12 protein-coding genes are annotated in these 16,497 nt (G+C 62.3%); 9 read left to right on the top strand and 3 right to left on the bottom strand.

All coding sequences use genetic code 11. The annotated features are described in order from the left end of the window. Positions 1–11: 11 nt before the first annotated feature. From CLV45_RS24550 to CLV45_RS24520, 7 genes are all read left to right on the top strand, one after another. Positions 12–1,601 carry a glycoside hydrolase family 43 protein gene (locus CLV45_RS24550; RefSeq protein WP_100339155.1) on the top strand — a complete coding sequence of 530 codons (1,590 nt, stop codon included), beginning with the start codon at positions 12–14 and terminating at the stop codon, positions 1,599–1,601. A gap of 12 nt (positions 1,602–1,613) precedes the next feature. After that, a complete protein-coding gene (locus tag CLV45_RS24545; protein WP_100339154.1) occupies positions 1,614–2,960 on the top strand; it encodes a family 43 glycosylhydrolase in 1,347 nt (448 codons plus the stop codon). Between the two features lie 78 nt (positions 2,961–3,038). Continuing rightward, on the top strand, positions 3,039–4,967 hold the full coding sequence (locus tag CLV45_RS24540) for an alpha/beta hydrolase-fold protein (RefSeq protein ID WP_100339153.1): 1,929 nt from the start codon (positions 3,039–3,041) through the stop codon (positions 4,965–4,967). A gap of 91 nt (positions 4,968–5,058) precedes the next feature. Next, positions 5,059–7,548: a glycoside hydrolase family 95 protein gene (locus CLV45_RS24535; protein ID WP_100339152.1), complete on the top strand. Its 2,490-nt coding sequence runs from the start codon at positions 5,059–5,061 to the stop codon at positions 7,546–7,548. A 45-nt stretch (positions 7,549–7,593) separates the two neighbouring features. Beyond that, entirely contained in the window at positions 7,594–8,550 is a 957-nt protein-coding gene (locus tag CLV45_RS24530) for a glycoside hydrolase family 43 protein (protein ID WP_100339151.1), read from the top strand. 180 nt (positions 8,551–8,730) lie between these two features. Further along, a complete protein-coding gene (locus tag CLV45_RS24525) occupies positions 8,731–9,177 on the top strand; it encodes a DUF4174 domain-containing protein (protein WP_100339150.1) in 447 nt (148 codons plus the stop codon). A 279-nt stretch (positions 9,178–9,456) separates the two neighbouring features. Beyond that, positions 9,457–10,686 carry a glycosyltransferase gene (locus CLV45_RS24520; protein ID WP_100339149.1) on the top strand — a complete coding sequence of 410 codons (1,230 nt, stop codon included), beginning with the start codon at positions 9,457–9,459 and terminating at the stop codon, positions 10,684–10,686. Here the strand turns inward: CLV45_RS24520 and CLV45_RS24515 are convergent. From CLV45_RS24515 to CLV45_RS24505, 3 genes are read right to left on the bottom strand one after another with little or no spacing between them, the layout of a single operon-like run. Further along, on the bottom strand, positions 10,683–11,282 hold the full coding sequence (locus tag CLV45_RS24515; RefSeq protein ID WP_100339148.1) for a class I SAM-dependent DNA methyltransferase: 600 nt from the start codon (positions 11,280–11,282) through the stop codon (positions 10,683–10,685). The two genes, CLV45_RS24520 and CLV45_RS24515, sit on opposite strands and share 4 nt — an antisense overlap. Before the next feature lie 40 nt (positions 11,283–11,322). Then, entirely contained in the window at positions 11,323–12,063 is a 741-nt protein-coding gene (locus CLV45_RS24510; RefSeq protein ID WP_100339147.1) for a PIG-L deacetylase family protein, read from the bottom strand. Beyond that, positions 12,056–13,228: an acyl-CoA dehydrogenase gene (locus CLV45_RS24505; protein ID WP_100339146.1), complete on the bottom strand. Its 1,173-nt coding sequence runs from the start codon at positions 13,226–13,228 to the stop codon at positions 12,056–12,058. Before CLV45_RS24505 ends, CLV45_RS24510 begins: the two co-directional genes overlap by 8 nt. 206 nt (positions 13,229–13,434) lie before the next feature. Here CLV45_RS24505 and purH point away from each other — a divergent pair, with 206 nt between their 5' ends. Both purH and CLV45_RS24495 read left to right on the top strand, forming a co-directional pair. Continuing rightward, entirely contained in the window at positions 13,435–14,967 is a 1,533-nt protein-coding gene (gene purH, locus CLV45_RS24500) for a bifunctional phosphoribosylaminoimidazolecarboxamide formyltransferase/IMP cyclohydrolase (protein WP_100339145.1), read from the top strand. Between the two features lie 442 nt (positions 14,968–15,409). Further along, positions 15,410–16,435 (top strand): rod shape-determining protein, encoded by a 1,026-nt coding sequence (locus CLV45_RS24495; RefSeq protein WP_100339144.1) that lies wholly within the window; start codon positions 15,410–15,412, stop codon positions 16,433–16,435. The last annotated feature ends 62 nt before the right edge of the window (positions 16,436–16,497 follow it).

Genomic DNA, 16,497 nt, shown 5'->3' with positions numbered 1-16,497 from the left:
TATTTCCTGCCATGCCTTACTCTTTAAAGCGCAGTGCTGTAGTCCTCGGCTTAGTCCTTGCCGCAGCTGCTATTTCGCCGCTCGCTGCGCAGGTGCAGCAGGCGCAAAACCCAGTCATCTTCGCCGATGTGCCGGATATGGCCATGATTCGGGTGGGCAAGACCTACTACATGAGCAGCACGACCATGCACATGAGTCCGGGCGTGCCCATCATGAAGTCTACGGACTTGGTAAACTGGCAGCTGGTCAGCTACGCCTCCGACACGCTGGCTAGCCTGGATGCGCTGACGCTCCGCAACGGCAAGAGCACCTACGGCCGGGGCTCGTGGGCCAGCAGCCTGCGGTTTCACCAGGGCACGTACTACGTCTCGACCTTCGCCCAGACGACCGGCAAAACCTACGTGTATTCCACCAGGGACATCGAAAAGGGTCCCTGGAAAGTCGCGTCGTTTACGCCGAGCTACCACGACCATTCCTTGTTTTTTGACGATGACGGCCGCGTGTACCTGGTGTATGGCGCCGGCAAGCTGCGCCTGATTGAGCTCACAGCCGATGCCTCCGGCGTGAAGCCCGGCGCTACGGAGCAGGTACTGATTGAAAACGCCAGCGCCCCGGCCGGTCCCAACCTAGGCCTGCCTGCGGAAGGCTCGCAGCTATTCAAAATCAAGGGCAACTACTATCTCTTCAATATCACTTGGCCCAAGGGCGGTATGCGCACCGTGGTGGTACACCGGGCCGATAAACTCACGGGACCCTACGAAGGCCGGGTGGCGCTGCAAGACCTGGGCGTGGCCCAGGGCGGCCTCATCGACACGCCCGATGGCCGGTGGTTTTCCTACCTGTTCCGGGATTTTGGAGCCGTAGGCCGCATTCCGTACCTGGTTCCCGTAACGTGGACGGATAGCTGGCCCGTGCTGGGCACGGCCGGCAAGGTTCCCCAAACGCTGCCCTTACCACCCAGCAAGGGCCTGATACCAGGCCTGGTGGCCTCGGATGAGTTTAGCCGGCGCAAGGGTGAGCCCGCCCTGCCGCTGGTGTGGCAGTGGAACCACAATCCGGAAAACTCCCTCTGGTCGGTAACTGACCGGGCAGGCTATCTGCGCCTGAAAACCGGCCGCGTGGACACCACGTTTCTGCTGGCCCGCAACACCCTGACCCAGCGCACCATCGGGCCAACCTGCGCGGGCACAACAGCCTTGGACGTGTCGCGCCTCAAGGAAGGGGATTTTGCCGGCCTGGCCCTGCTGCAAAAACGGTACGGCCTGGTGGGAGTCGACTACCGCAACGGCGCGAAATCCATCGTCATGATTAGCGCCGAAACGGAGAAACCCGTGGAGCTGCAACGCCTGCCGCTGCCGCAGAATACCGTCTATTTCAAGGCGGAGTGTGACTTCACGGAGCGCAAGGACGTGGCCACTTTCTACTATAGCCTCGACGGGAAAACCTGGAACGCCATTGGGGCGCCGCTCAAGATGGCCTACACGCTGCCGCATTTCATGGGCTACCGGTTTGGGCTGTTCAACTACGCCACCAAGACGGCCGGCGGCTACGCCGACTTTGACTACTTCCGCATTGCGGATACCACTACCGGAACCAAGTAACCCCCTAGCCCCATGCTATATCGTAAACTGCCGTATGTGTTGAGCGGGCTGGCCTTCCTGCTGGCAGGCACTGTGCAGGCCCAGAACCCATTTATTACCAATCAGTTTACGGCCGACCCCACGGCGCGGGTGTTCAATGGCCGGGTGTACGTGTATCCTTCGCACGATATTCTGGCTACTCCGGAGCGGGGGCGCGTCGGGTGGTTTTGCATGGAGGACTACCACGTGTTTTCGTCCGCTAACCTCACCGACTGGACCGACCACGGCGTCATCGTGACCCAGAACAAGGTGCCGTGGGTGAAGCCCGACAGCTACAGCATGTGGGCGCCCGACTGCATTGCCCGCAACGGCAAGTACTACTTCTACTTCCCGACTACCCCCCAGGATACCACTAGCATCAAGGGCTTTACGGTGGGGGTAGCCGTGGCCGATAAGCCCACCGGCCCTTTCGTGCCGGAGCCGCAGCCCATCAAGGGGGTCCGCGGTATTGATCCTAACGTGCTGATTGACAAGGATGGACAGGCCTACCTCTACTGGTCGCAGGGCGAGATTTACGCCGCCAAGCTCAAGCCCAACATGCTGGAACTGGCCTCGGAGCCTGTTACGCTGGGTGAGCTACCCACCAAGGGACTGAAAGAAGGACCGTTTGTGTTTGAGCGCCAGGGCATCTACTACCTCACGTATCCGCACGTGGAGAACAAGACCGAGCGCCTCGAATACGCCACCAGCACCAGCCCGCTGGGCCCGTTCACGGTGAAGGGCGTCATCATGGACGAGTCGCCGACCGGCTGCTGGACCAATCACCACTCCATTCTGCCGTTTAACAACCAGTGGTACCTATTCTACCACCACAACGACTTGTCGCCGGCCTTCGACAAGAGCCGTTCGGTTCGGCTGGATAGCCTGTTTTTCGAGCCCAACGGGACCATCCGTAAAGTGGTGCCGACGCTGCGCGGCGTGGGCCTGACGGACGCGCGCCAGAAAATCCAGCTGGACCGCTACAGCCGCCTGAGCAGCCGCGGCGCTTCCATTGCCTTTCTGGACCCAGCCAACACTTTCCACGGCTGGAAAACCGTGTTGGCCGATAACCAGGGCTGGGTGCAGTACAACGGCGTCGCCTTCGGTAAACAGACCCTTAAAACGGTGACCCTGCGCGTGCAGGCCGCCGCCGGCGCCACGGTGCAGCTGCGCACCGACGGGGCCACCGGCCCGCTGCTAGCCCAGGTAACCGTGCCCAAGGGCAGCCAGTGGCAGGAGGTGAAAGCCCCGGTAGCAGCCTTCCAGCCCGGCACGCATACTCTGTTCGTTTCCTCCACAACCAGCACGCCCGTGGCCATTGACTGGGTCAAGTTTGACTAAGCAGTAAAGAAGTAGCTCGCCTGCAAACCGTCTGATATTCCCACCTATTATCTGGCCCGCCAGGCCACTATCCAAGGTATGAGAAACGTAATTCCCGTCATCCTGAGTGTTGTGGTGCTGAGCGTGAGCAGCGCGTTTGCCCAAAAGACGGCCATGGAAGCTCCCAAGGGCTTCGACCAGCCCACGGCCGGCATTGCCGCTGGCCAAATAGACAGCATCAGCTATACCTCCAAAACCGTGGGTACGGTGCGTAAGGCCCTGGTGTACACGCCGCCGGGGTATTCCAAACGCAAGAAGTACCCGGTGCTCTACCTGCTGCACGGCATCGGGGGCGACGAAAAAGAGTGGCTCAAGGGCGGCCGGCCGCAGGTGATTCTGGATAATCTGTACGCGGCGGGCAAGCTCAAGCCCATGCTGGTGGTGATGCCCAACGGCCGCGCCATGACGGATGACCGGCCCATTGGCAATATCTACGGGCCGGACAAGGTAGCCGCGTTTGCCAACTTCGAAAAGGACCTGCTCACCGACTTGATTCCCACCATCGAAAAGACGTATCCAGCACTCAAGAACCGCGAGAACCGGGCCGTTGCCGGCCTGTCGATGGGCGGGGGACAGTCGCTGAATTTTGGGCTGGGCAACCTGGATAAATTTGCCTGGGTCGGCGGCTTTTCGTCGGCCCCCAACACCAAACTGCCCGAGCAGCTGGTGCCCGACCCCGCCCAAGCCACCAAGCAGCTCAAGCTCCTCTGGATTTCGTGCGGCGACCAGGACGGCCTGCTGCCCATCAGCCAGCGCACTCACGACTACCTCTACGAGCACAAGGTGCCGCACGTGTACTACCTGGAGGCGGGCGGGCACGACTTTAAGGTCTGGAAAAACGGGCTCTACATGTTTTCGCAGTTCCTGTTTAAGCCCGTGGATGTGGCCGCGCTGCCCACCTACACCGTGCTGGGCGCACCGGCGGCTACCAACGTGCGCAACGCCAAATACCCCCAGATTCTGCCCGATAACCGCGCCGTATTTCGCCTGAAAGCCCCCGGTGTGCAGCAGGCGCAGCTGGACCTGGGCCGCAAGTACGACATGGTGAAGGACAGCAGCGGCACCTGGACCGTGACGACCGACACGCTGAGCCGGGGCCTACACTACTACTCCCTGGTGCTCGACGGCCTGCCCATAGCCGACCCCGCCAGCGACACGTTCTACGGCATGGGCCTCATGGCCAGTGGCATCGAGGTTCCGGGCCGCGGCACCAGCTTTTACGCCCTGCAGGACGTGCCCCACGGCGAGGTGCGCATGAAACGGTACTATTCGAAAGTCACCAATTCGTGGCGGCAGATGTACGTATATACGCCGCCCGGCTACGACGACAACGTCTCCACCAAGTACCCGGTGCTCTACCTGCTGCACGGCGGGGGCGAAGATGAAACCGGTTGGGCCCGGCAAGGCAAAGCCGATTTGATTCTAGACAACTTGCTGGCTGAGAAAAAGGCCAAACCCATGCTCGTGGTGATGCTAGACGGCAACCTGGGCGGGCCCGGTGGCCTGGCGGGCTTCAACGAGGGTACACTGAAACGCTTCGAGGACGAGCTAAAGCAAACCGTGCTGCCGGTGGTGGAAAGCAACTATCGGGTAGCGGCCGGGGCCAACAACCGGGCCCTGGCGGGCTTGTCAATGGGTGGCCTGCAAACCCTGTATGCCGGGCTGCGCAACACGGACATGTTCCAGCATCTGGGCGTGTTCAGCTCGGGCTTTTTTGCCAACAACCCCCAGCTGTCCGACCCGCAGTACGCCTTTATGCAAGCCAATGCCAGCACCATCAACGCCAACCTGAAGCAGCTGTGGCTGTCGATGGGCGGGCCCGTCGACATTGCCTACGCCAACAACAAGGTGATGCGGGCCAAAATGGATGAGCTGGGCATCAAGTACGTCTACAGCGAGTACCCCGGCGGCCACACCTGGCCCGTGTGGCGCCACGACTTGTACCGGTTTGCCCAAGGGCTGTTTTGAGTGGCGTTAGCTATGCAATAAAACAAGCAGAATGTTCTAAGAGCTCCTAAGCACACTTCAACGCTCAACCCGGCGCCCATTTCACCCACGTATGAGGAAACTTCATTGGCCGATTATTACTTCTTGGCTACTGCTTTGTTGGGGCACCAACCCGGGAGCTGCGGAAGCTAAACCGAAGCCTACCCCCCTGCGGCTATGGTACGATAAGCCCGCCGCCAATTGGAACGAGGCCCTGCCTCTCGGCAACGGCCGCCTGGGCACCATGGTATTTGGTGGACCCGCGCGGGAGCGACTGCAGCTAAATGAGGAAACCATCTGGGCGGGCGGGCCAAACAACAACGTGAAGTCCGATGCCCTGCCCGTGATTCAGCAGCTGCGGGCGCAGGTGCTGGCTGGGCGGCTGCAGGAGGCGCAGGCGGTAGCCCAGAGCCAGATGCAGCCCGCCGGCAATAGCGGTATGCCCTACCAGATGGCCGCCAACGTGTACCTGGATTTTCCCGGCCACGACCAAGCCACCGCCTACCAGCGCGACCTAGACATTAGCCGGGCCGTGGCCTCGGTGAGCTACCAATTGGGGAACGTGGCCTACCGTCGCGAGGTGTTTAGCTCCCTGCCCGACCAAGTAATCATTGTGCGCCTCACGGCCAGCCGGCCGGGCAGCATCAGCTGCCAGCTCAGCACCGAAAGCCCAATGCAACATACCTCCCGCACCGAAAACGACCAATTGGTGCTGGATGGCCGCGGCAGTGCGCATGAAGGGCAGGAGGGACAGATTCGCTTCCAAACGCGGGTGCGCGCCATAGCTGAGGGTGGTACCGTGCAAACCACCGCCGCCGGTATTCGCCTAGAGCGCGCCAACAGCGCCACGCTCTATATTTCCATTGGCACGAACTTCAACAACTACCATGATGTGAGCGGCAACGCCGCCGAGCGGGCCACGGCCTACCTGGCCAAGGCCGTGGGCAAGCCCTACAAGCAGGCCCTAGCCGACCACGTAGCAGCCTATCAACGCTACTTCAACCGCGTGACGCTGAACCTTGGCGTGACCTCCGCGGCGGCCCTACCTACTACTAAGCGGCTCGAAAATTTTGCCCAAGGGCAGGATCCGGCGTTGGCGGCGCTCTACTTTCAGTACGGCCGCTATTTGCTGATCAGCTCGTCGCAGCCGGGTGGGCAGCCGGCCAACCTGCAAGGTATCTGGAACGACCAGCTCAAAGGCCCGTGGGATAGCAAGTACACGGTGAACATCAACACGGAAATGAACTACTGGCCGGCCGAGGTTACCAACCTCACGGAGCTGCACCAGCCTTTGTTTGCCATGCTCAAAGACCTGAGCGTGACCGGCCAGCAAAGTGCCCGCAGTATGTACGGGGCCAGAGGCTGGATGCTACACCATAACACCGACATCTGGCGCATTACGGGGCAGGTCGACCCGCCGCGGTATGGTCTGTGGCCGATGGGCGGGGCCTGGCTCAGCCAGCACCTCTGGGACCATTATGAGTTCACCGGCGACCAGCAGTTTCTGCGCGAGTATTACCCCGTGCTGAAGGGCGCCGCCGCTTTCTGTGTTGATGCGTTGCAGCCCGAACCCACCCATCAATGGCGGGTCATGGCCCCGTCGGTGTCACCCGAAAATACCTATGAGCTCCAGGGAAAACGCATTGCTATTGTGGCCGGTACCACCATGGATAACCAGCTGGTATTCGACCTGTTCTCGAAAACCATTCAGGCCGCCGACCTGCTGAACACCGACCGCGCCTTTGCCGACACCCTGCGCACCCTGTGCGAGCAGCTAGCCCCGATGCAAATCGGGCAATACGGGCAGTTGCAGGAGTGGCTACAGGATGTAGACGACCCCAAAGACCAACACCGCCACATTTCCCACTTGTACGGGCTATATCCGAGCGGGCAGATTTCGCCCTACCGCACGCCCGAGCTCTTTGAGGCCGCCCGCACCACCCTTACGCAGCGCGGCGACGTGTCCACGGGTTGGTCGATGGGCTGGAAAGTGAACTTTTGGGCGCGAATGCTCGATGGCAACCACGCTTATAAGCTGCTTACCGAGCAGCTGCACCTGCGCGCGGGCGCGGGCAGCAACTCGGGCGAGGGCGGCGGTACTTACCCCAACCTACTCGACGCGCACCCTCCCTTTCAGATTGATGGCAACTTTGGCTGCACTGCCGGCCTGGCCGAGCTGTTGGTGCAGAGCTACGATGGCGTTCTGGATTTGCTGCCCGCCCTGCCTGATGCCTGGCCTACGGGCGAGGTAGCGGGCCTAGTGGCTCGTGGAGGCTTTGTGGTAGATCTGGCCTGGGACAAGGGCAAAATTACCCGCGCGCGCATCACCTCACGCCTCGGCGGCAACTGCCGCGTGCGGTTGCACCACCCTGTAGCGGCCACAGGAGGCCTAAAGCTGCAGGAAGCCCAGGGCAGCAACCCCAATCCGTTCTACCAAACCCTTCCCGTTAAGCCTCCCTTGGTCTCCGACAAAACCACGCCACGCCAGCCTTCAGTGGTACCATCGTTTGTGTATGATTTTCCCACCAAAGCCGGCAAAACCTATTCGCTCCAGGCCCACTAGCAAGTCCTGGTTTCTATTCAATTCCCCCAATCATTCCCTCGCTCTATGAAAAAGACTTGGCTCCTTGCCCTGCTGGCCCTCGGGGCCTACCTCCCTTCGCAGGCGCAAAACCCGATTATCAAAGGCGTATTTACGGCCGACCCCGCCCCGCTGGTGTACCGCGACACGCTGTTTCTCTACACCGGCCACGACACGGCTTCGGTGCAGGAAACCAACTACAAAATGCCCGACTGGCGCATCTATTCCACCACCGACATGGTGCACTGGAAGGATTACGGTACCCGCCTCTCGCCCAAGACCTTCGCCTGGGCCACCGGCGATGCCTACGCGGCGCAGTGCGTTTACCACAAGGGCAAGTTCTATTGGTTTGTCTCCACCTTCCACAAGAAGGACGACAACAGCCAGGGCGGCGCAGCCATCGGGGTAGCCGTGTCGGACCGGCCCACCGGCCCGTTCAAGGATGCCATTGGCAAGGCGCTTATTGTCAATGAAATGACCAAGGACCTGCCTCACGCCTGGGACGATATTGACCCGACCGTCTTCGTGGATGACGACAAGCAGGTGTATATGTACTGGGGCAACGGCAGCTGCAAGTGGGTGAAGCTCAAGGATACCATGACCGAGCTGGCTGGCCCCATCTCCACCTTCACGCCCAAAAACTACATCGAGGGGCCCTGGCTCTACAAGCGCAAGAAGCTGTACTACCTCGTGTACGCCAGCGCCGGCACCAAACCCGAAATGATAGAGTATTGCACCGCTCCCAGCGCCGCCGGGCCGTGGACGTACCGGGGCATCATCCAGGAAAACGTGCCCAACAGCTTCACGACCCACCCCGGCATCATCGACTACAAGGGCCAGAGCTACTTCTTCTACCACAACGGCGCCCTGCCCACCGGCGGCAGCTACCGGCGCTCCATCTGCGTGGATTACCTGCGCTATAACCCGGACGGCACTATCCAACCCATCGTGCAAACCCTCCCTGGCGTAGCGCCCGTCAAATAGGAATCGGTGGGAACCGCTCCTGCGCTTTTACTGCTCATCTGCTCGTGCCCCGCCGTAGGCAGGCTTGCTGCCGACTTTCCTCATTTCCGTCGTGGAGGCCGTAGCGCGTATGACAAACGCTTGGGTACATCTTACCGGGCGCGTACCACGTTACAGGCTCGTTTGTTATTGCAATCAACTATGGGCCTTTCTGTCTTGCGCGGGCTGCTCGTGCTGAGTAGCTTCATCCTCTGGTCTACCCTCGTAAGCGCACAGGCGGTTGGCTCCCTGGCGGCCTCGCTGAAAGCCAGCCGCTGGCAGAAGCGGGTGCTGCTGCTCTGTGCGCCTACCTCCGATAACGCCGCGTTGCTACGCCAGCGGCAACTATTGGCCACCGACCGTCCCGGCCTGCAGGCGCGCGAGCTGCTGGTACGCGAAGTGCTGTTCGCCACCTTGTCGGCGGCCGACCGCAACTACCTCACCGAAACGCTCCACGTTTCACCCACCAGGTTCACGATGGTGCTGCTGGGGAAAGATGGCGGCTCCAAGCGCCGCGAAACAGAGCCGGTAACACCGGCCTCGCTTTTCACGACGATCGACGCCATGCCCATGCGCCAACGGGAAATGCAAGGCAACAAACCGCGGTGAGACGGTAAATACCTGGACCCGGGCGCAGAAAGTGAAGCCCGGTAGCATCGGTGAGATGCCAAACCGGCTGGAAGGCTGGACTCGCCGTCGATTTAACAGTGAGTGTCCCCTGCTGCACCGTCGCGGCTTGATAAGGCTATTCTCGCTGATAACGTGGAGTAAGTCGGGGCTTTCTCGGGAAATGGAGAATGCCCAGCCCAAGGCACGGTTGGGGTGAGGCAGAAAATAACCTCGACGCTAATCAATCCCAACGGTGGAGCTTACGCGTACATCCTTTGGATGACTCCAACTGCGCCTTCCCGCTTTCACTCGGCCCAGGATGCTACCGCTGCTCTGCCCGCCCCCGTCTTGCTTATTGCCACTCCGCCGGCGCCCACACTGCGAGCCGTCGTGATAATCCCGGTGAAAGACGAGGCCGACAACCTGCCGCACACCCTGGCGGCGCTGGCGGCCCAAATCGACGAAGCCGGCCGGCTTCTGCCGCCACATTCCTTCGAAATTATTGTGCTGGCCAACAACTGCCGGGACCACAGCGCGGCCGTGGTGCGCCGGTTTGCCCAGGCGCATCCGGCTCTGGTCCTGCACGTGGCTGAGCTTACGCTGCCGCCGGGCCTGGCTCACATTGGCTGCGCCCGCCGCCTGCTGATGGATGAAGCCTGCCGCCGCCTGGAGCTGGTGGGCAACCCCACGGGCTACATTGCCAGCACCGATGGCGACACGAGCGTAGCGCCCACCTGGCTGGCCGCCACCGCCACCGAGCTGACCACTCACGGAGCCGCCGCCGTGTGTGGCCGCATCCTGACCCTGCCCGCCGAGCCTTCTGGCGTGGTGCGGCGCTACCACCTGCGCGATGCGGCCTACCGCCTGCTGCGGGCGCGCCTGGAAGCAGAGCTGGACCCGAACGACCACGACCCCTGGCCCCGTCATCACCAGCATTTTGGCGCCAGCTTCGCCATCACGGCGGCCGCCTACCGGGCGGTGGGCGGCCTGCCCGCCGTGCCCTATCTGGAGGATGAAGCCCTGTTCCAGGCCCTGCAGCGCCACGATTTGCCGGTGCGCCACAGCCCCGCTGTGCGCGTGTTCACCTCCGGCCGCCACCAAGGGCGGGTGGCCGTGGGCTTGTCGTGGCAGCTGCGCGAGTGGGCCCTGCTGGGGGCCCGGCAGCAGGAGCCGTTAGTGGCCGGCGCGCCTAGCGTAGTAGCCACCTTGCTACTGCGGCGCCAGCTGCGCCAGCTCTGGCACGAGGCCCATACGACGGGGTGGCCCGACGACGAACTGGTACCCCCAGGGTTGCTAGTAGAGAAAATGGCGGTACTACTGCAAACTTCCACGGTTTCTCTGGCGCTGCACCTGCGGCAAGTCACGTCCTTCGGGGCCCTGTGGGAGTGGGTCGAGCAGCAGGTCTTGACCAAAGTCGTCTGGGCGCGCCGCTGGCCGCTGGTTCCGCTTACCCAGGCCCTGCGTGAGCTGCGCCACGAACTGCGGGTTACGGCTCCGCCGCTTGCCTAAATCTTCTCCAGCACATCGAGCCGGTAGGTGTTGTGCCGAAAGCCGTGCAGGTGGCGTAGAGGCCCGTTGGAGGCGGTTTGCTGCAGGAAAAAGTCATGCACTTCGTCGCCGGTCAGCGGGTAGTCGTGCACCGGCGGCGTCCAGTGAACCAGCAGCAGCTGCCCACCCGGCACCAGGGCCGCCAGCAGTAAATTTGTCACTTGCGACAAATCCGGTCCTGACCAGTAATAGCCCACTTCCGATAATACGATTAGGTCAAAGCTGGTTTCGACCGGAAATTCGTCGGGTAGGCTCATTTGCCGGAATTCTACCTGGGACAGGGCGGCGCAGCGCTGCCGGGCTTTTTCCAGCGGGGCCGCGGCTACGTCCACGGCCAGCAAATGGCCGCAGCGCGGGGCCAGCTGCTCGGTGAGCACGCCCAGGGAGCAGCCGATTTCGAAGGCCCGGGCGTACTGCGGCCGGGGCAGGGCCGCCACCGTAGCCGCGTACTTTTCCCGCTCGTAGGGGCTGGTTTCGAAGTGCCAAGGGTCTTCGTTGGCCTGATAAACGGCCTCAAAATACGTGGGCGGCAGGGTATGGGGCTGGTTAGGATTCATAGAGCCGAAACGGTAGGATGGGGGATAGGGCCGGCGAAATTCAGTTGGCTTCCAGGTACACCTCGAAGGGTCGGGCAAAGTGAGCCAGCATAGCTTCCGACAATTGAAACCCGTGGGGGTCGTCGTCAATCAGGCCGGTGAGCTGGGAGCGGTGGGCCGCAATAGCCTGCTGTTTTTGCGCCAGCACCAGGCCGATATCGAGCCGCCAGCCGCTCACCTCGCCGGGCTGGGGCAAGTCGGCAGGGGCCGCCCGTTCCCAGGCCCAGACCACATATTCCAGAAGCCGGGGCGCGAAAGGCAACCCGGTCAGGGCGGCCTGCACCAGCTGGCTGGTGGCGCGGTGGTCGGGGTGCGGGTCGCGCCGCCACGGGACGAGGATGGTAGCGGGCTGCTCCTGCGCCAAATAAGCGCGCAACTGCTGCTCGGCCGCCGTAAAGCCCGCGGCGCCGGGGCCGGGCACGGCGCCGTCGGGTAAGCGCAGATACAAAGTGGGCTCGGTTTCGACTCCCAGAATAGTCAGGGCCTCGCGCAGTTCGGCCTCCCGCAACGCCTGCCGGGCTGCCGCCGGAAACTTCCGGGAGTTTGGATGCGACATGGTTCCGTCACTCACCAGCACGGCCCGCACCGGCACCCTGGCCCGGCGCAGCAGCGCCAGCAACCCCCCGCACCCCAGCGACTCATCATCGGGGTGGGGAATGATAACGACGGTTTTGTCCAAGTCGGCTGACCCCGCGGCGGGGCGGATGGGCAGCTCAGTAAACGAGAAGACAGAATCAGTCATGCTGCCAGAGGGAAGACGCCGGGGCGGGCTGGCTGAGCACAAACCGGCCCGCATCGGCCACGGAGGCATCGGGGGCGGGCTGGCGTAGGTAATGGGTCAGGTCGCGGTGCAGGCGCTCGAAGGGCTCGGGGCGCAGCAGGCCGCGGGCTCCCACGCACCGCTCGGCCAGCTGCAGCACCTTCAGGCAAATATCCTCAATGGCGGTACGGGTCAGGTTGGCGTAGGCCACGGTAGCTTCGGCATCAGTAGCGGCGGCGGAGCGGGCGGCGTGGTCGGCAGCCCCACGTAGCCACAGGTTGCCGCTTTCGACGAGCACGGCCAATTCACCGAGGCGCATGCGCTGGTAGGGGTCGTCGGTGCGGCCCGAGTCGCGCAGGAAGCGGCGGGTTTCGTCGAACACGGCTTCGGCGGCACCCAGCTGCACGGCGGCAAACCGGATGGCCCCGCCGCTGAAGCCCGGCTGCTGGTAATACGCGCCGGGCAGCCCCAGCAGGTCATCGGGCCCGATTTCGGCTCCCGTCAGGTCTACCCTAAAACTAGCCGTGGCCCGCATGCCCAACGGCCGCCAGAAGCTGGTATCCAGCGTGGTTGGCTGCTCGTCGGTGGGCAGGATGAACATTTGCCAGCCGCCATCGGGTAGCTTCCCCGTAATGAGCGGGCGGGTGAGGTGGCCGGCGCCCGAGCCGAAGGTTTTGCTGCCCCGCAGCCGGTAGCGCCCATTGGGCAGCGGTTCGAGCTGCACCCCGTCCTGGGCCTCGGTATTCCAGACGCCAAACAAGTGCCCGGCTCGCGCGTCGGCCGCCCACCGGTCAATTTGCGCCGGCTGCCCGTGGAGCTGCAGTAGCAGCAGGGCGTTGGCATGGCCCTCGTAGACCCGCCCCACGGCCAGATTGCCCCGCCCGATGTGCTTGAGCGTCCGCAGCAAAGCCAGCGTGTGAGCGGGCTGCATCAAATCGGCCCCGCCCTGCACTTGGGCCAAGGGCGCGGCCAGCAGCCCCGCCGCCCGCAGCCACTGAAACTCCGTGGTGGGAAAGCCGCCTTCCTCGTCGGTAGCGGGGGCTTGGGCGGCCAGGCGCGGCGCCAGGCGGGCCGCCGCTGCTTCGGGGGCTTCGGTCAGGGCCCGGGCAATGGGCAGCGTAATAAAGGGTGCGTCGGGGGCAGGCATAGAACACGTATATTAGTAGGGAACGGTGCAGGCGAGGCGGGCAGGGGCAGGGCACCGGCCCAGCGCATGACCTCAACAGTCGTACGTACGGCTGAGCTGCCGCGGATGTGTCGGCGTAACAATTCAGTAACACCGCTGGTTGGCTCGGCGTGGGCGGGCAGGTTACCTTCGCGCCGTCAATCGTTCAGACCAAACCCCTTCTTGCTATGTCGCAGCCCATTCGCTCCGCCCTCGTTTCCGTCTATTACAAAGACCGTCTGGAGCCGCTGGTGGCGCTTTTGAAAGAGCACGGCGTGCAGCTGTACTCCACGGGCGGCACCCTGAAATTCATCCAGGAGCTGGGCGCCGAGGTAACGGCCGTGGAAAGCCTGACCGGGTTTCCGGAAGTATTCGGCGGCCGGGTCAAAACCTTGCACCCCACGGTATTCGGTGGTATTCTGCACCGCCGCCACGAGGCCTCTGACCTGGCCCAGGCCGAGCAGCACGGCATTCCGCCCATCGACCTGGTGATTGTGGATCTGTACCCCTTCGAGGAAACCGTGGCCTCGGGCGCCGACGAAGCCGACGTCATCGAGAAAATCGACATCGGCGGTATTTCCCTGCTGCGGGCCGCGGCCAAAAACTACCGCGACGTGCTCGTCGTCAGCAGCCGCAACCAGTACGAGGCCGTGACTGAGCTGCTGCGCGAAAAGAACGGCGCCACCGACCTGGAGGACCGCCGCCACTACGCCGCCGCCGCCTTCGAGGCCACTTCCCACTACGACACCCATATTTTTAACTACCTCAGCCAGGGCACGGCCATCGACGGTACCGTGCTGAAAGTAAGCCAGAAGCCCGCCACCAGCCTGCGCTACGGCGAAAACCCCCACCAGGCCGGCACCTTCTACGGCGACCTGACGGCCCTCTTCGACCAGCTCCACGGCAAGCAACTCAGCTACAACAACCTTGTCGACGTGGACGCGGCGGTGCTCCTGATGCAGGAATTCCAGGACGGGCAGCCCGCCTGCGCCATCCTGAAGCACACCAATGCCTGCGGCGTGGCTCAGGCCGAAACCCTGCACGCCGCTTATACCAATGCTCTGGCCTGTGACCCGGTGTCGGCCTTCGGCGGGGTTATTATTGTGAATAAGCCCGTGGATGCCGCTACGGCCGAGGAGCTCAACAAGCTGTTCTTCGAAGTACTCATTGCCCCCGAGTTTGCGGCCGAAGCCCTGCCGATTCTGCAGAGCAAGAAAAACCGCATCCTGCTGCGCCAAAAGCCAGTGCAGTTCCCCGCCAAGCAGGTCAAAACGCTGCTCAACGGCGTCATCGAGCAGGATTTCGACCGGCAGACCGAAACCGCCGCGGACTTCAAAGTGGTAACGCAGTCGGCGCCCACGGCCGAGGAAACCGAAGCCCTGGTCTTCGCCGCCAAGGTTTGCAAGCACACCAAGAGCAATACCATCGTGCTGGCCCGGGCCGGGCAGCTGCTGGCCTCCGGCGTGGGCCAAACCTCCCGCGTGGATGCCCTGCGCCAAGCCATTGAGAAAGCCAAGTCCTTCGGCTTCGACCTACAGGGCGCCGTTATGGCCTCCGACGCTTTCTTCCCCTTCCCCGACTGCGTCGAAATTGCCGGGGCCGCCGGTATCCGCGCCGTGGTGCAGCCCGGCGGCTCCATCAAGGACGCCGACAGCATTGCCGCCTGCGACCAGCTCGGCATGGCCATGGTCATGACCGGCGTGCGCCACTTCAAGCACTAGGGTTTTAATGTGCGAATGTGGGGGAATGTGGATAATGTGCTACGGCTTAATGTGAAGAATGTGGAGAGGGGCAAAATCTGTCCTTGCGAGGCGTAAGCCGAAGCAACCCGTCCGCTGAAGTGTGCCGAGCATTCTAAAGTGAAAAGCCCTAACGTCTACTCCGGCGTTAGGGCTTTCTGGTAAAAGGACATTTGTCACCAGCAGAGGACGGATGGCTTCGTCATTCTTCCTCGCAAGGACAGAGGAAAAAGAAGCTCGGCCGCAATGTTTTGGCTATCCGGTCGTTTGGTGCGTTTCAAGCTCCGCGGTGCCAGGGGGCCGGCCAGGGCAACGGCCGGCCATGCCATGATTATACCGGTGGTGCTTCGCTGAAACTTGTGTACTTTTGCGCCCACTTTGCACGGAGCTAAACTGTGCATTCTCTTTTAATTGCCGCTACTCAATGGGTTTCTTCAACTTCCTTACCAGCGACATCGCCATTGACCTGGGGACGGCCAATACGCTCATCATTCACAACGACATTATCGTCGTGGATGAGCCGAGCATCATCGCCAAAGACCGTACAACCAATAAAGTAATTGCCGTGGGCCGGCAAGCGCAGCAAATGCACGAAAAGACCCACGACAACATCAAAACCATCCGGCCCCTGAAAGACGGCGTAATTGCCGACTTCCACGCCGCCGAGGAAATGATTAAGGGCATGATTAAGATGATCGACACCCGTCGGCGTCTGTTTCAGCCCTCGCACCGCATGGTTATCTGCATTCCCTCGGGCATTACTGAAGTAGAGAAACGCGCCGTGCGGGACTCCGCCGAGCACGCCGGGGCCAAGGAGGTGTGGATGATTCAGGAGCCCATGGCCGCCGCCATCGGTATCGGCATCGACGTGGAGCAGCCCATCGGCTCGATGATTATCGACATCGGGGGCGGTACCACCGAAATTGCGGTTATCGCCTTGTCGGGTATCGTCTGCGACCAGTCCATCAAAACGGCCGGGGACGTCTTCAACCAGGACATTCTGGACTACATGCGCCGGCAGCACAACCTGCTGATCGGTGAGCGGAGCGCCGAGCGAATCAAAATCGAAGTGGGCGCGGCCCTGACCGAGCTCGACGTGACGCCGCCCGATTTCGAAGTGCGCGGCCGCGACCTGATGACCGGTATTCCGAAGGTTATCAAGGTTACCTCGTCCGAAATTGCCATTGCCCTGGATAAGTCGGTGGCCAAAATTGAGGAAGCCGTACTCAAGGCCCTGGAGATTTCGCCGCCCGAATTGTCGGCCGATATCTACGAAAACGGCATCCATCTGACCGGCGGCGGCGCCCTGCTGCGCGGCCTCGATAAGCGCCTGGCCGTGAAAACCAAGCTGCCGATTCATATTGCCGAAGACCCGTTGCGCGCCGTGGTGCGCGGCACCGGCAAGGCCATCAAGGATATCCAGGCCTTTAAAGGCGTACTGCTAACGTAAGGTTGAATGCTGATTGTTGATTGTTGATAAAGCGGACTAGGCCTACGCTGTTCGTCGATAAG

Origin of the sequence: Hymenobacter chitinivorans DSM 11115, from assembly GCF_002797555.1 — a bacterium.
Lineage (GTDB): Bacteria > Bacteroidota > Bacteroidia > Cytophagales > Hymenobacteraceae > Hymenobacter > Hymenobacter chitinivorans.
This window is presented reverse-complemented; position numbering and strand designations above follow the sequence as displayed.

Bases quoted from the DNA above. Each gene is read 5' to 3' on its own strand.
- CLV45_RS24550 (WP_100339155.1), top strand. From the start codon at position 12: ATGCCTTACTCTTTAAAGCGCAGTGCTGTAGTCCTCGGCTTAGTCCTT.
- CLV45_RS24545 (WP_100339154.1), top strand. From the start codon at position 1,614: ATGCTATATCGTAAACTGCCGTATGTGTTGAGCGGGCTGGCCTTCCTG.
- CLV45_RS24540 (WP_100339153.1), top strand. From the start codon at position 3,039: ATGAGAAACGTAATTCCCGTCATCCTGAGTGTTGTGGTGCTGAGCGTG.
- CLV45_RS24535 (WP_100339152.1), top strand. From the start codon at position 5,059: ATGAGGAAACTTCATTGGCCGATTATTACTTCTTGGCTACTGCTTTGT.
- CLV45_RS24530 (WP_100339151.1), top strand. From the start codon at position 7,594: ATGAAAAAGACTTGGCTCCTTGCCCTGCTGGCCCTCGGGGCCTACCTC.
- CLV45_RS24525 (WP_100339150.1), top strand. From the start codon at position 8,731: ATGGGCCTTTCTGTCTTGCGCGGGCTGCTCGTGCTGAGTAGCTTCATC.
- CLV45_RS24520 (WP_100339149.1), top strand. From the start codon at position 9,457: ATGACTCCAACTGCGCCTTCCCGCTTTCACTCGGCCCAGGATGCTACC.
- CLV45_RS24515 (WP_100339148.1), bottom strand. From the start codon at position 11,282: ATGAATCCTAACCAGCCCCATACCCTGCCGCCCACGTATTTTGAGGCC.
- CLV45_RS24510 (WP_100339147.1), bottom strand. From the start codon at position 12,063: ATGACTGATTCTGTCTTCTCGTTTACTGAGCTGCCCATCCGCCCCGCC.
- CLV45_RS24505 (WP_100339146.1), bottom strand. From the start codon at position 13,228: ATGCCTGCCCCCGACGCACCCTTTATTACGCTGCCCATTGCCCGGGCC.
- purH (WP_100339145.1), top strand. From the start codon at position 13,435: ATGTCGCAGCCCATTCGCTCCGCCCTCGTTTCCGTCTATTACAAAGAC.
- CLV45_RS24495 (WP_100339144.1), top strand. From the start codon at position 15,410: ATGGGTTTCTTCAACTTCCTTACCAGCGACATCGCCATTGACCTGGGG.